The organism is Streptomyces coffeae (assembly GCF_016741875.1).
GTDB lineage: Bacteria > Actinomycetota > Actinomycetes > Streptomycetales > Streptomycetaceae > Streptomyces > Streptomyces coffeae.
The window spans coordinates 168038-181985 of record NZ_JAERRF010000009.1 but is presented as its reverse complement, the minus strand read 5'-3'; the positions used below and the strand labels follow the sequence as shown (position 1 = coordinate 181985).

The 13948-nt window shown below is 69.2% G+C and carries 9 protein-coding genes; 8 read left to right on the top strand and 1 reads right to left on the bottom strand.

Annotated features, from left to right (window positions below; all coding sequences use genetic code 11):
- Positions 1–36 precede the first annotated feature (36 nt).
- From JK363_RS17610 to JK363_RS17595, 4 genes are read left to right on the top strand one after another with little or no spacing between them, the layout of a single operon-like run.
- On the top strand, positions 37–1812 hold the full coding sequence (locus JK363_RS17610; RefSeq protein WP_201875861.1) for a non-ribosomal peptide synthetase: 1776 nt from the start codon (positions 37–39) through the stop codon (positions 1810–1812).
- Positions 1809–2543 carry a thioesterase II family protein gene (locus tag JK363_RS17605; RefSeq protein WP_201875860.1) on the top strand — a complete coding sequence of 245 codons (735 nt, stop codon included), beginning with the start codon at positions 1809–1811 and terminating at the stop codon, positions 2541–2543. Before JK363_RS17610 ends, JK363_RS17605 begins: the two co-directional genes overlap by 4 nt.
- Positions 2540–3724 carry a cytochrome P450 gene (locus JK363_RS17600; protein ID WP_201875859.1) on the top strand — a complete coding sequence of 395 codons (1185 nt, stop codon included), beginning with the start codon at positions 2540–2542 and terminating at the stop codon, positions 3722–3724. The genes JK363_RS17605 and JK363_RS17600 overlap by 4 nt, the downstream gene beginning before the upstream one ends.
- Positions 3725–3756: 32 nt before the next feature.
- A complete protein-coding gene (locus JK363_RS17595; protein WP_201875858.1) occupies positions 3757–4914 on the top strand; it encodes a DUF711 family protein in 1158 nt (385 codons plus the stop codon).
- Between the two features lie 7 nt (positions 4915–4921).
- Here JK363_RS17595 and JK363_RS17590 read toward each other — a convergent pair whose 3' ends face one another.
- Positions 4922–7843, bottom strand: a complete 2922-nt coding sequence (locus JK363_RS17590; RefSeq protein WP_201875857.1) for an FHA domain-containing protein — start codon at positions 7841–7843, stop codon at positions 4922–4924.
- 761 nt (positions 7844–8604) lie between these two features.
- Between JK363_RS17590 and JK363_RS17585 the strand changes: the two genes are divergently transcribed.
- The 4 genes from JK363_RS17585 (at position 8605) to JK363_RS17570 (ending at position 13938) form a co-directional block, all read left to right on the top strand.
- Positions 8605–9258 (top strand): DUF4232 domain-containing protein, encoded by a 654-nt coding sequence (locus JK363_RS17585; RefSeq protein WP_201875856.1) that lies wholly within the window; start codon positions 8605–8607, stop codon positions 9256–9258.
- A 452-nt stretch (positions 9259–9710) separates the two neighbouring features.
- Positions 9711–11711, top strand: coding sequence for an ATP-binding protein (locus tag JK363_RS17580; RefSeq protein WP_201875855.1), 2001 nt, complete (start codon positions 9711–9713; stop codon positions 11709–11711).
- 242 nt (positions 11712–11953) lie between these two features.
- Positions 11954–13501 carry an MFS transporter gene (locus JK363_RS17575; protein ID WP_201875854.1) on the top strand — a complete coding sequence of 516 codons (1548 nt, stop codon included), beginning with the start codon at positions 11954–11956 and terminating at the stop codon, positions 13499–13501.
- Positions 13498–13938: an SRPBCC family protein gene (locus tag JK363_RS17570; RefSeq protein ID WP_201875853.1), complete on the top strand. Its 441-nt coding sequence runs from the start codon at positions 13498–13500 to the stop codon at positions 13936–13938. Before JK363_RS17575 ends, JK363_RS17570 begins: the two co-directional genes overlap by 4 nt.
- The last annotated feature ends 10 nt before the right edge of the window (positions 13939–13948 follow it).

Sequence of the window (13948 nt, the reverse complement as noted above, 5' to 3'; positions counted from 1 at the left end):
CCGGGAGCTTCCTGATGAACCTACGGGGGAGATGTCGTGAGTAGACCTGCTTTAACCAGCACTCCAGCCATTCCTCATGTATCGCGCGCGATGAAGGCGCTGGAACGCTGGGCATCCGAGTACCCCGGCGGGATCGGGTCCATCGGGATCGACGACGGCGAGCTGACCTGGGGAGAAATCGCCACTTCGACGCGGACGCTGGCCGGGCGACTTGAGCGGGCTGGAGTCGAGGCGGGCGATCGAGTCGCCGTGATGGCCGGCCGGTCGCGCTACGCGCTGAGCAGCCTGCTGGCGATCTGGGCAAACGGTTCGTCGGCGGTGCTGCTCGACGAACGGCACCCGGTCGAGCGGCTGCGCTGGACAACGCAGGATGCCGGTTGCTCGGCGCTCGTGTCATCGGAACCGAATGCCGCAGACCTGGGCCTCATGGTCATCGAGACGTCCCACTCCGAGACCCAGTCCACCGGCCCTACCCTCGCCGAGCTCGGTTACGGCGACGCGACCGGAAGGGAGCGCGGAGCGGAGGCGTACGTCGTCTACACCTCAGGTACCACCGGTCGCCCGAAGGGCGTTCGCGTCGGATGCGCCGCCTTGGAGAACCTCCTGGACAATGCCGAATCGCTGGGATACCGGCCGGGCAGTCGAGCCGTTTCGGTTGTCTCTCCTGGTTTCGACGGCTGGCTGTGGTCGATACTCACTCCCTTCGTCAACGGCGTCACCTGCGTCGCGATCGACCCCACGCTCGGGAACGTGGCACAGGCCCTGGCCGCACGGCAGATCGACAACCTCTGCATGACCCCCTCGCTCTACGCGGCGATCGAGAAGCTCCCGCCGGTCGAGGTTGCCGTGGTGGCCGGAGAGCACTGCCCGGACTCCCTCGTCGTTCGGCTCCAGGAGATCGCCGACCGAGTGATCAACGTCTACGGCCCGACCGAAACCACCATCGCCGCCACCATGGCCGATACCGCTCGCGGCGACGACCCCCGCTCGACCGGTCGTCCGTTGTCGGGCTACACCGTCACCGTCGTCGATGCCCACCTGAACGAGGTCCCCGCCGGCGTCACCGGTGAGATCCTCATCGGTGGCACCGGAGTCGCCCTCGGATACGTCAGCACGAGCGCGGCGGGCGCGGATCGGTTCATCGACTGGAACGGGGCCCGATATTTCCGTACGGGTGACCTTGGGGTACTGCGCGCCGATGGGCAGCTGAATTGCCTCGGCAGGATCGACGATCAGGTCAAAGTCGGGGGCTTTCGCATCGAGCTTGAAGAGATCGAGAGCATTGCCTGCGAAATACCGGACATCGCAAGGGCGGTGGCCTATCTGCGAGGCGATCCGCACACACTCGCCATCGGTCTCCAAACGGTATCCGGCGCCCCACTGGACCATGGCCTGCGAGAGCAGCTCACCTCCCGGTTTGCCGCCCGGTTGCCACGACAGCTGTGCCCGACGTTCCTGCATGGCATCGTCGACGTTCCCCTCGAGCCGACCGGTAAGGTTTCGCGTCGCGAGGTGGCCGCGCTCGGCGATGCCGAACGGTCCCGCCAGGATGATGGGGGTGCGGACGACGCCCAGCCCGTGCATGACGGTCACGTCCTCGACAGCGTCCTCAGTGCCTGGAGCGGAGTGTTCGGACACAGCGTCTCCGCGGACTCCGACTTCTTCGCCGTCGGTGGACATTCACTGCTTGCCGCTCAACTGGCCTCTCGGATAGAAGCGGAGCTCGAGGTCACCGTCTCGATCACCGATGTCCTCACGGCCAGGACTCCTCGGGCACTGGCCACCCTGATCGACGAGACGAGGCCGGCGTGACCTATCTGCGATCCTTCACCGCGGCCGACGTGAGCGCCGCCACGACAGTGGTGGTGTTCCCGCAGTCGGGCGCGGGTTGCCTGCGCCTGCGATCGATCGCGTCGGCGTGTCCCCCGGGACTGAACCTGATGGGGGTGCAGCTGCCGGGGCGCGAGGATCGATTGCGGGAGCCCTCGCCGAGCAACCTGTCCGAGGTTGTCGATTGCCTCAGCTCCGAATTACGCGATCCGAGCCGAAGCGGACCGATGGTTTTCCTCGGCATCAGCCTCGGTGCGGTCATCGCCTATGAGGTTGCGAGAAAGCTCGAAGCCGAAGGGGCGGCGCCTGGTTCGCTGGTGGTGGCCGCGGCCCGATCGCCGGAGTACTGGAGCACCTTCCCCGCGGCGAACCCGCCCCTGGCGGAGTTGACGGCCCTGCTGCCTCCCTGGGTCCGTGAGTCCGAGTCCGCCGGTTACGCCGTCGCGACGATGCGCTCCGACCTGCGTCTCATGGCCGACTATCGAGTACCGTCCGCACCGCTGACGCGTACATCGCTCCGATCGGTGTCGGGACGCCGCGACAGTATCGTCACCACCGAGCAGATGTCCGGGTGGCAGGAGAGAACGACGGACCATCAAGGCCATCACGTGATCGATGCGGATCATCACGAATTCATGGACCGCGACGTCCTCATCGGGCTTCTCTCGGACACTGTGGTCGAGACCGCTCCAGGGCAGGCGGTGCGCGGATGAACCAGCGCACGGCGCCGGACCTGTTCGAGCCAGGTCTGTTCCAGGGAACCACGTTCTACGAGGTCTTCGCCTGGTACCGGGCAAACGATCCAGTGTCCTGGCAGCATCCGGCCGGGGAGCCGGAGGGGTTCTGGAGCGTCACCAAGTACCACGACGTGGTGTCCGTTCACAGAGACACCACGAGGATGAGCTCGGTGAAAGGGATGCGGCTGGGCTCGGCGGACTCCGCCGTCGACGCCGTCGCGAACAAGATGCTCATCGTGTCCGACCCGCCCGATCACACGCGGATGAAGCGCGTGCTCATCCAGCCGTTCTCGCATGAGATTCTCGGCAGGGCCGAAGCGTATGTGGAGAAAGTCGTCGCCGATGTCGTGGCCACGGCCCTTCAGTACCCGGAACCGGATCTGATCAAGCATCTGGAACGCATCCCGACCGATGTCATCTGCGCGATCATGGGGTTACCCCGTTCAGACTGGGAATGGATAGGGAAACAGACCACCGAGGCCTTCGAATCTCCCTCGGAAGTTCGCCGTATCGCGGCAAACGGTGAGATTTTCAAGTATTTCACCGACATGGTGAAGGAGAACCGCAGAACCGCCACGAACGACTTCATCAGCGGGATCACCGCTCGGACTCACAGCAGTCCGCAACTGACCGACGAGGAACTGGTCTTCAACTTCAGCGGCATTCTGGCCGGTGGGAACGAAACGACCCGGTACACGCTGGCAGCGCTTACGCATCAGCTGGCGGAGCACCCGGACCAGTGGCGTCGAATCGCCCGAGGGGATGTCGACCCGGCCATCGCCACCGAGGAAGGACTGCGCTGGTCGGTGCCCGGAATGCATGTGCTGCGGACCGCGACCGAGGCAGTCCGGATCGGTGCGGTCGAGATCGCGCCCGGCCAACGCGTCGTGACCTGGATCGGCTCAGCCAACCGAGACGAAGAGATATTCGACAACCCGGACACGTTCGACGTCGGACGGACCGGCAACCGGCATCTGAGCTTCGGTGCGGGCCGCCATATATGTCTGGGGAGCCGGCTCGCGAGGCTGGAAATCGCGGCGTATCTCCGGACGCTGCGCAGCATGGTGAGGTCGCTGACACTCGAGGGTGCGCCCCGTTACAACGGGTCGAATTTCACGTGGGGCTTGAACGAACTTCCGGTGGTGCTCCACAAGTGATGGATACTACGCCCTCTTCTCATATACGCGCCGTGACCCTCTGCCTCCCTGACGAAGTGTTCCAGGACGGGCGAGTCAGTGTCACCGGCATCAGCGAATACGGTGAGAAGGCACGGGAGATCGGTGACGAGATCGCGCGGGCCGGGTTCGACGTCCAGACGGTCCGCCTGTCCAGCCCGGCACTCGACGAGCCGCTGGACCACGACCGACTCCTCGCGCGCGCAGCTGATCTGGTGGACGGCTGCCGACGTGCGGGCGTGGGCAGCGCCTCGTTGACCGCATTGCGGCCTGGTGCGCTGGTGGATCTCGAGCCTTCTGACGTCGCGGATGTGTTGACCGCGTACCCATCGCTGTTCATGGCTGTTATGGTCGCCGACGGTGCCACCGTGGACCACGCTGCCGTCGATTTCAGCGGGTCCGTCATCCGCGAGTTGGCGAGCCGTGACGGAGATGCCAACTTCCGCTTCGCGGCAGCCGCCAACCTGAACGCCAACGCTCCGTTGTTCCCGGGATCCTTCAGCGACGGCCTTCGTGCAGGCGTGAGCGTGGGGTTGCAGTCGACCGGCACGCTGCTCGCCCGCGCCCGAGCGGATCGCCCCCGTGACCTCGCGGAGGCGACACAACTGACCAGGACATGTCTGGAGGAACAACTCGCCGCCATCGAAGGCCTGCTGAGACCGTCGTGCGAACGACGCGGTCTGCTGTTCCATGGTTTCGATCCGTCGCCGGCCTGCGCACCCGATGCCAGCATCGGAGAGTTCCTCGAACGCGTCGGCGGTATCCGGTTCGGTTCGCCTGGCACCATCGCGACCTGCGCTGCTGTGACGGCCGGTATCCGGACGGTCAGCCAACCCACCGTCGGATACGCGGGTCTGATGCTCCCCATACTCGAAGACAGGGTGCTCGCACACGCCTGGCAGGAGGGCCGGATCGACGCCGACTCGGTGCTCGCGTATTCGTCGGTCTGCGGTGCGGGTCTGGACACGATCCCCTTGCCCGGCTCGGTTCCCGAGCACGAGATCGTCGCCATGATCAGGGATATGGCAGCACTGTCCGCACGGTGGGGGAAACCGCTGTCCGCCCGGTTGATGCTTGCGCCGGTCGGTTCCGACCCGCGGCGAACAGAGTTCCACGCAGAACAGATCATTAACATCAACTATCCGGCCGTGTACCACGGATCCAGCACCTGACGAAGCACTACTCGTCGCGCATGACCTCGGGTTCGTGCCGACGTAGCAGGCGGGCCACGGTGAAGCCGCAGACCAGACTGATCGCCAGGAGCACGCCGAGGTCGATGCCCCACTGGGTGGCGGTGTGGGCCCACAGCGGGTCGAGATCGTCCGGCTTGTCGAGATTCCAGGGCGGCATCGTGTGCGCCAGGTCGAGTGTGGTCCCGGCGCCCGCGACCGCCCAGCGGGCGGGCATCAGCCAGCCGACTTGTTCGATGCCCGGAGAGTTGAACAGCTTGAAGAGGACGCCGGTGAAGACGACCTGGACGACGGCGAACATCACCAGCAGCGGCATGGTCTTCTCGGAGGTCCTCACCAGCGCGGAGATGACCAGGCCGAACATCATGGACGTGAAGCCCAGCGCACCGATCACCACACAGACCTCGACCGCCGTGGGCATGAGCAGTCCCTGGGCGGGCAGTTGCCGGACGGAGAAGCCGATCGCGCAGATGACAACACCCTGCATCGCGGTGATCAGACCGAGGACGACCACCTTCGACATCAGATACGCGGACCGGGACAGACCTGTGGCTCTCTCCCGTTCGTAGATCACCCGTTCCTTGATCAATTCGCGTACGGAGTTGGCCGCGCCGGAGAAACACATGCCGACGACCAGCACCAGCAAAATGGTTCCGGCCTCCTGGTTGTAGCGGAATCGGCTGTCGGGCGGTGGCGGGGCGAGTCCGTACGTCGCCGGAATCAGACAGCTGACTCCGCCCAGTACGGCCGGGAGCAGCAGCATCAGCGCCATGAAGCCCTTGTCGGAGGCGATGACCGACACATAGCGGCGGATCAGGGTCCACAACTGCCCGGTCCAGCGCTGTGGTTTGGGCTGCGCGGCTCGCGCGGGCGGCTGCGCCGGAAGGGTGCCCGGCTCCTGCGGCGGTACGGCCGAGGCGGTCTCCGCGGCGCATCGCTCGTACTGCGGGGAAGCCCGCCAGCGCCCGCCCCAGTTGTCGTCGCGATGGTTCTCGAAGGCGGAAAAGACATCAGCCCAGCTGTCGTGGCCGAAGAAGTCCAGGGCCTCGTCCGGGGCACCGAAGTAGGCCATGGAGCCACCGGGAGCCAGCACCAACACGCGGTCGCACAGGGCCAGTTCGGCGACGGAGTGCGTTACCACCAGGACGGTGCGGCCGTCGTCGGCGAGCCCCCGCAGCAACTTCATGACGTCGCGGTCCAGGCCCGGGTCCAGACCTGAGGTGGGCTCGTCGAGGAAGAGCAGAGAGGGCTTGGTCAGCAGTTCCAGGGCGACGGACACCCGCTTGCGCTGACCGCCGGAGAGCGAGGCGACCTTCTTGTCCCGGTGGACGTCGAGTCTCAGCTCCTGAAGCACCTCGTCGATACGGGCCTTGCGCTCGGCGGCCTTGGTGTCACCGGGGAAGCGGAGCCTGGCTGCGTACGTCAGAGCGGTGTCGACGGTCAGCTCCTTGTGCAGGATGTCGTCCTGCGGAACGAGGCCGATACGGCGTCGTAGCTCGGCGAACTGGGTGTAGAGATCGCGGTGGTCATAGAGGACCTGGCCGCGGTCGGCGGGCCGGTAGCCGGTGAGCGCGCGCAGGAGCGTGGACTTCCCGGAGCCGGACGGCCCGATCACCGCCACCAGCGACTTCTCCGGGACACCGAAGGAGACGTCGTCCAGGATGGTCTTGCCACGCCCCACCGTCACCGTCAAGTTCCGGGCCGCGAAGGAGACTTCACCGGTGTCGACGAACTCCTCCAGCCGGTCCCCGGCGAGGCGGAAGGTGGAGTGGCCGACACCGACGATGTCGTACGGGCCGATGATCCGGCGGTCCACGGGCTGCCCGTTGACATAGGTGCCGTTGTGGCTGCCGAGGTCGACGATCTCGAAGCGGCCATCGGGCAAGGGCCGGAACTCCGCGTGGTGGCGGGAGACGTGCGGGCTCTCCACCACGAGTTCGTTGTCCTGCGCGCGGCCGATGCGCAGCTGCTGTCCCAGGACGATCGGGTGGACGCCCGACGGGTCCCGGTCGATGAAGAGTGCCGCGGCCGCTCCACGGGGCCCGTCTCTGTCTCCGTCGGGCCGGGTGGGGTGATGGGGGTCCCGGGCGTCGCCCGCGCGTGCGGTGGCCCCAGACAGGGGGGCATTGACGGGGCCGGATGCGCCGCGGTGGGGGAGGGGCCGGAAGGGGCCGTCGGCCGGGGCAGCCTCGTACTCGGGCCTCGGTTCGGTGACCCTGGCGGGCTTCGGCTCGCGAGGCGGCCGGGCAGCGGAGGACGACGGGGCGGGGGCCGGGGCCGGAGCCGACGCGGTCGCCGGTCGTGCCGACGCGGCCGACGGGCCGGAAATCGACGGGTCCGAGGCGGGCGGGCCGGAGGGGGCGGAACCCGCCGCCGCGCCGGTGGGGGCAGCCCTACCGGTCGGGGCCGCCGGCCACGCTGAAGCTGCCGCGCCCGCCGGGGCTCCCGGAGCCGTCCCCTCCCGGGCACCGGGCGCCACCGGGGGTGCGGCGGGGGCCGCCGACGTACCCCGACCCGTGGCACCTCGGGCCTCCTCACGGGCCTCGCCCTGGTGCACCGCCGCGCGGACCTGCGCGGCAGCACCCGCGTGGTCGCCACCCACCGCCGGTGAGGCGCCGGGGGCCCCGGTGAAGTCCAGCCGCATGCCGCTGGAGACGTCCCCCAGCCGGACGATCGAACCGTGGCCGATCTCGATCCGCTGGATGCGGCGTCCCTCCGCGAACGTGCCATTCGCGCTGCCGAGGTCCTCGATGACCCACGTCCCGCTGTCGCAGCGGATCGTGACGTGCCGCCGGGAGACTCGGCGGTCGATGCACGAGATGTCGGCCTGATGGTCGCGCCCGATGGTGTAGCTACGGGACGCGTCCAGGGTCCAGGTGCGTCCATTGGCATGCAGTACAAGTTCCGGCACGTCTGCCCCAAGTCGGTCGTGTGCATCGAGGCCGTCTGTGCCAGGACAGACGGCGGCTCGGACGGCTCCTGCGATTCCGGCGTGCGCCCGGACGGCCCGGGTGCCGGCGAGCGTCATACGGTCCGGGGCGCGAGGCGGCGCACCACCACCGGCCCGTATGTGCCCCGGTTCCTCGGTGGGCCGTCCGCCGGCCGGCGAGGGCCGGAACGCCGACGACCGGTGTCCTCGGAACGGTCGGCAGCGGGGGCGGCTACGCACCTGTCCGGTGTCGCCGACGCATGGTGAGCCGATTCCCCGTGAACCGAGCCGTGCGTTTCCCGAGGAACGCAAGGGGCTGCGCGCCGACGGTCGATGAGACCGTCGGAGGTGCGGTCGAAGTGTTCGTCGGGTGTCACGGCGGTGTGTCCTCGTGAGGTAGGTCAGCCGGTGTACGGCCGGGACCGCGCACGCCTGTGCGTACGGTCATGGCCGACATGGAAGAGGGCACGGGGCGAGAGGAGGTTGCGTGTCATGGCGCGGAGCCGGACATCCCGATGGTGGACGGCGTGCCGCCGACGGTGCCGTGCTCCGGGCCGGAACGGACCGTCCAGCGCTGCCCGTTGGAGACAGCGGAGGTAGTCATGGTCGACGCCCCGCCACGCGACGGTGCGCGTTAGTGAGACGTTAGCGGTGCGGCAGCGGTACAGCAGCCGTACGCCAGCGGGGCCGGACAGTCTTGAGACGTACCGCAAGACGACCACATCCCACTGGGGGGAACCACCATGTCGATCACCGCCACCAACGCCCGTACCATCCGCACCGCTGTCGCCAGCGTGACCCTCGTGGCCGCCGCCCTCACCCTGGCCGCGTGCAACAGCGATGACGCGGACGGGGTCAAGCGGTCCGGTTCCGCGGAGAGTTCGGCCGCTGCCACGGGCTCCGACTCCAAGGGCGGCGGGAAGCAGGACACGAACGCGGGAGGCGGCGCCGACGCCGGTGCCCAGGGCGGCGCTCAAGGGGGCGGCTCCAAGGTCGGCACTTGTGATCCGGACAAGGTGTCCATGAGCGTCACCAAGGCCCCCCGGCCGGTCAACTACCTGCTGCTCCAGGCCACCAACAAGTCCGGTGCCACCTGCTCCCTCCCGGGCGCCCCCGCGCTGCGGTTCGACGACGGGCAGGCGGCCACCCCGGTCGTGGAGGCCACGAAGCCGCAGGCCGTCGTCACCCTCGCGCCCGGCAAGTCCGGCTACGCGGGCATCCTCACCTCCAGCGCCGATGGTTCCGGCACGAATGGCACCAAGGTCACCAAGCTGGAGGTGTACCTCGAGGGCTCCGACACCGCCACCTCCGTCTCGCTGCCCGGCGGCTCGGTGTACATCGACGACAGCGCGAAGGTCACGTACTGGCAGAGCGACATCTCCGACGCGCTCAACTGATTAGGCAACGGGTCACGTTCGCACCCGGAAGACCCGGGCAGCCGACTCCCCTGCGGCTGCCCGCTGACCGACGGCCCCCGGCTCCCCCGCGGGGGCCGTTCCGTCATGTCGCGCCCCACCGCCGTCCCCGCCCTCGTCAGCGGCAAGACCTGGGGTTGATCGGAAGCACGCTCATGCGGACCTCAGCCCGACCGCGGCAGCGGCTCGACGAGCGTGCGCTGAGCCAGGCCGGCGTCGCGCCCGGTGTGCTGTCTCGCCTGAGGACGTCTGATACTCCAGTTGTTTCCCTCGAGTCAATTGGTGGTGTGTTCGGCTACCGTTCGGTTCGAGCAGGGCGGTGAAAGCAGACCGGCTCTCCGCCGAGGGCTGGACTCGGGTGCCTGTCGCCGCGGGGCTCGGAGGGGGCGTCCGGGCATGGTCGGCCCCTGCCGGGACGTGGGAGGGGAGCGGGCATGGTGTCCGTGGGAGAGAGACTGAGCAGAGCGCGGGAGCGGGCCTTCATCGGCCGGGAGGAGGAACTCGGCCGCTTCGAGGCGGCCATGGACGGAGATCCGCAGGCACCGTTCGCGTTCTACCTGTACGGGCCGGGCGGCATCGGGAAGTCGACGCTGCTGCGGTCTCTGGCGGATCAGGCCCGTGCGACGGGCCGGCCGCTCCTCGAACTGGACGGCCGTTTCGTCAGCCGGGACCCGGCCGACTTCGAGCGTGCGGCGGCTCCTTTCCTGGACGTTGCCGGCGCGGTCCTGTTCGTGGACTCCTTCGAGCATTGCCAGTGGCTGGAGAGCTGGCTGTGGCAGCGGTTCCTGCCCCGGGCCGCGGACGGCGCCCTGGCCGTTCTGGCGGGCCGTCTCGCTCCGCAGGCGCAGTGGACCGCTGATCCCGCCTGGGCCGGGCTCCTGCACGTTCGTGAACTGGAGCCGTTCTCCGAGGAGCAGTGCCGCAGTCTGTTGGCCGCGGCGCGGCTGCGGCCCGAGTGGCGGGAGCGGGTGCTCCGCTTCGCCGGAGGCAATCCGCTGGCGCTGTCCCTGGCGGCGGCCGCGGGGCCGACGGGCTGGAGCAGTGAGGAGATGTGGACGCCTTCGGCCGACGTTCTGCGAACCCTGCTGGCGGGGTTGATCGGGGAGGTGCCGACGGCGGCCCACCGTCGCGCTCTGGAGGTGGCCGCGCAGGCGCATGCGACGTCCGAGGAACTGCTCCACGCGGTCCTGCCCGAGGAGGACGCCCATGTGCTGTTCGCCTGGCTGAGGGACTTGCCGTTCATGGAGACCACCTCCCGGGGGCTCTACCCGCACGACGCCGCACGCGAGACGCTGGCTGCCGATCTGCGCTGGCGAGCTCCCAACGCCTTCGTGGCGATGCGCCGGCGCCTGGCGGAGGAGTACCTGCGCCTGCTGCGCGAGGCGCCCGAGGAACGGGTGTGGACGGTCACGGACGAGCTCTTCTACCTCTTCCGTGAGGGGAAGACCGTGGCCCGACTGCGCACCTGGTCCCGCGAGGACGAGGTGCACGACTGCCCCCTGCATCCGGACGATATCGACGCCGTGCTGCGCATGGCGGAGGAGAGTGAAGGCTCCGCTTCTGCGGATCTGGTCCGCTACTGGGTGCGGCGCCAGCCGCAGGCCTTCAGCGTCTACCGTCTGGTGAGCACGGGCGAGACTGTGGCGTTCACGGCCCGGCTCGCCCTGCCGGCTCCTCCCGACCCCCAGGATCTGGCCACCGATCCCGTCGTCGCCGCGGCGTGGGAGTACACCAACGCCACCGCACCGGTGGGCCCCGGCGAGCACATCGGCATCAGCCGATTTTCGATCTACCCCGAGCGGTACCAGGTCCCCTCGCGCGTCATCGACCTGAGCAGCTCCCGTGCCCAGGCGGAGTCCGCCCGTGCCCGCGGCCGTGCCTATGGCTTCGCCGTCTTCCGGGACGCCGAGACGTGGGCCGAGCGTGTCAAGGGAACCCTGAGTGACACCGGTGCGCGACCGCGGGTCGGTGCGTACACCTACGGGCTGTTCGGCGTCGACTGGCGTCAGGTGCCTGTCGAGACCTGGCTCGGCCGCTTCATGTCGGCGCCCGACGTCCCTGCTGAGCCGGGGCCGTCAGCCGTCTCGCGCGCAGAGTTCGGCCAGGCCGTGCGCGAAGCCCTGGCGCACTGGCGCGACCCGGCCACCTTCGCGGCCTGCGCCCTGATGCGCGCCCGCTTGGCGGCCGACCTCATCGATCCTGCCGAGGAACTGCGTGCCCTGCTGCGCCAGGCCGTCGACGACCTCGCCCGTGACCCGCGCGGAGTGCGCGCCCGTGACGCCCTGACGGCGAGTTACTTCTCCGGTGCGCCCACGCAGGAGGCCGCCGCCCGCCGCCTCAGCCTCCCGTACGGCACCTACCGGCGCCATCTGCGCCAGGGTCTGGACCTGCTGTGCGAGGCCCTGTGGCAGCAGGAGTCGCACGGCACACGGTAGGAGGCGAACGGTGCCGGCCGAAGGGCGGCCCGTGGTGCTTTCCTGACACCTCCGGCGGCCCGCCCGCGCAGACGGCTCGTGCCCGGCCCCGGCATTCGCCATGCGGCGGACGCCGGGGCTGACGGGCCGACACCGGCGTCGCATGGCTCCGGCTCCACGTGGACAGGCGTGGACAGGAGTGGACAGTTTCCGCCCCTGTCCGGTGTGGAAAGTGGACACCGTTCGACACGAGTCTGTGCGGCATGAACGTTGCACGTACGCAGACGGATTCGGCAGCAGCCCGAGCTCGTCGGCCGGGCGTCGCGCTCGCGGCGCTGGCCGCGGCTCAGTTCACGGTCATGCTCGCCACGTCGATCGTGAACGTGGCCCTCCCGCAGATCCGCGCCGGGGTGGGCCTGTCGGACACGGGAACCACCTGGGTGGTCAACGCCTACGGCCTGGCGTTCGGGGCGTTGCTCCTGGCGGGAGGGCGGGCGGCCGATCTCCTCGGCCGCCGTCGGGTGCTGATCGCCGGCCTTGCGCTGTTCGCGGGTTCCTCGCTGGCAGCAGGACTGGCCGCCTCCGCCGGCGTGCTGATCGCCGCCCGTGCCGTTCAAGGCGTGGCGGCCGCCGCCATCGCCCCGGCCGCGCTCGCCCTGGCGATGGGTCTGTTCCCGTCCGGCCCAGGGCGCGGCAGGGCACTGGGGGTGTGGGGCGCGGTCTCCGGTGCGGGAGGGGCGGGCGGCGTCCTGCTGGGAGGTGTGCTGACCCAGGCGTGGGGCCGGCCCTGGATCTTCCACTCCGTGGCGCTCGGCGCGGCACTGGTCCTGGTGGCCGTAACGGCGCTCGTGCCACAGGCGACCGGACGGCAGACCGGGCGGTTCGATCTGCTGGGCACCGTCACCGTGACCCTCGCCCTGACCTGCCTGGTCTGGGGACTGACCACCGCACGCGGCACCGGCTGGACAGACGCCCGGGTGCTGAGCGCCCTCGTCGGCGCCGCCACGCTGCTCGCGGCCTTCGCCGCGATCGACCTTCGCCGGCCGAACGCGCTGCTACCGCCGCGCCTGTTCACCACCGGCCGGGTTGCCGCGGGCAACCTGCTGATGGCACTGCTGGGGTCGGTGTGGATCGCGCTGTTCTTCTTCCTGCCGCTCTACCAGCAACAGGTCCTCGGGTCGGATCCCCTGGCCACCGGAGCGGGCCAACTCCCGCTCGCCGGAGCCAATATGCTCGGCGCGGCCTTGGCGCCCCGCATCTCCCGGCGCATCGGCGCCACTACGACGGTGACCGCGGCCTTGTTCACCGAGGCCGGCGGGCTGCTGTGGCTGTCGCGGATCAGCGCCGACGGGAGTTACCTCGCGGACATCCTCGGTCCGAGCATCCTGGTCGGGCTCGGCCTGAGCGTCGCCTTCGTCCAGCTCACCGCACTCGCCGTGGACGGTGTCCCGCCGCAGGACGCGGGACTGGCCGGTGGCCTGGTGAACACCACCCGCCAGGTCGGAGGTGCGATCGGCCTCGCCGCCCTGGCCACGCTTGCCGGCTCCGTCACCACGCACGCCGAGGTCGACCAGCCGCACCTGGAGGCGCTCACCGCGGGCTACCGCGTCGCCTTCACGGTCTCGGCCGCGGTCCTGGCCGCCACCGCACTCCTCGCGATGTTCCTCGCCCGCCGGACCGGCCCACACATGGTGACCGGCTCCCCCTCCCCACTTCCGGCCTGCAATCCACCCGAATTCCCTGAATCGGCTGAACAAAGAGTCAGCCGGACCACCGACAGATGCCCATCACGAGGAGAGACACAGCCATGACCACCATCGACGAGACCGCCCCCGTCATCGTCCGCCTGGACACCGTGATCGACGCCCCGGTCACGACGGTGTGGGAACTGCACACCGACATCGCGGCCTGGCCCACCTGGAACACGGACATCGACCAGGCTGAGCTCGACGGGCCGCTGATGCCCGGCACTTCCTTCCGCTGGCGAACCCACGGCATGGACATCACCTCCACCGTGCATGAACTGGTCCCCGGCGAGCGGATCGTGTGGGGCGGTGACGTCGACGGCATCACCGGGATTCACGTATGGACCTTCGAGCAGAACGGCGACCACGTCACCGTCCGCACCGAGGAGTCCTGGAGCGGCGCCCCGGTCGAGGCCGCGGTCGACCAGCTGGGCAAGGCTCTCCAGGACTCCCTGGAGAGCTGGCTCACTCACCTCAAGGCCCGTGCCGAACAGTCAGCCTGACAAAGCATCA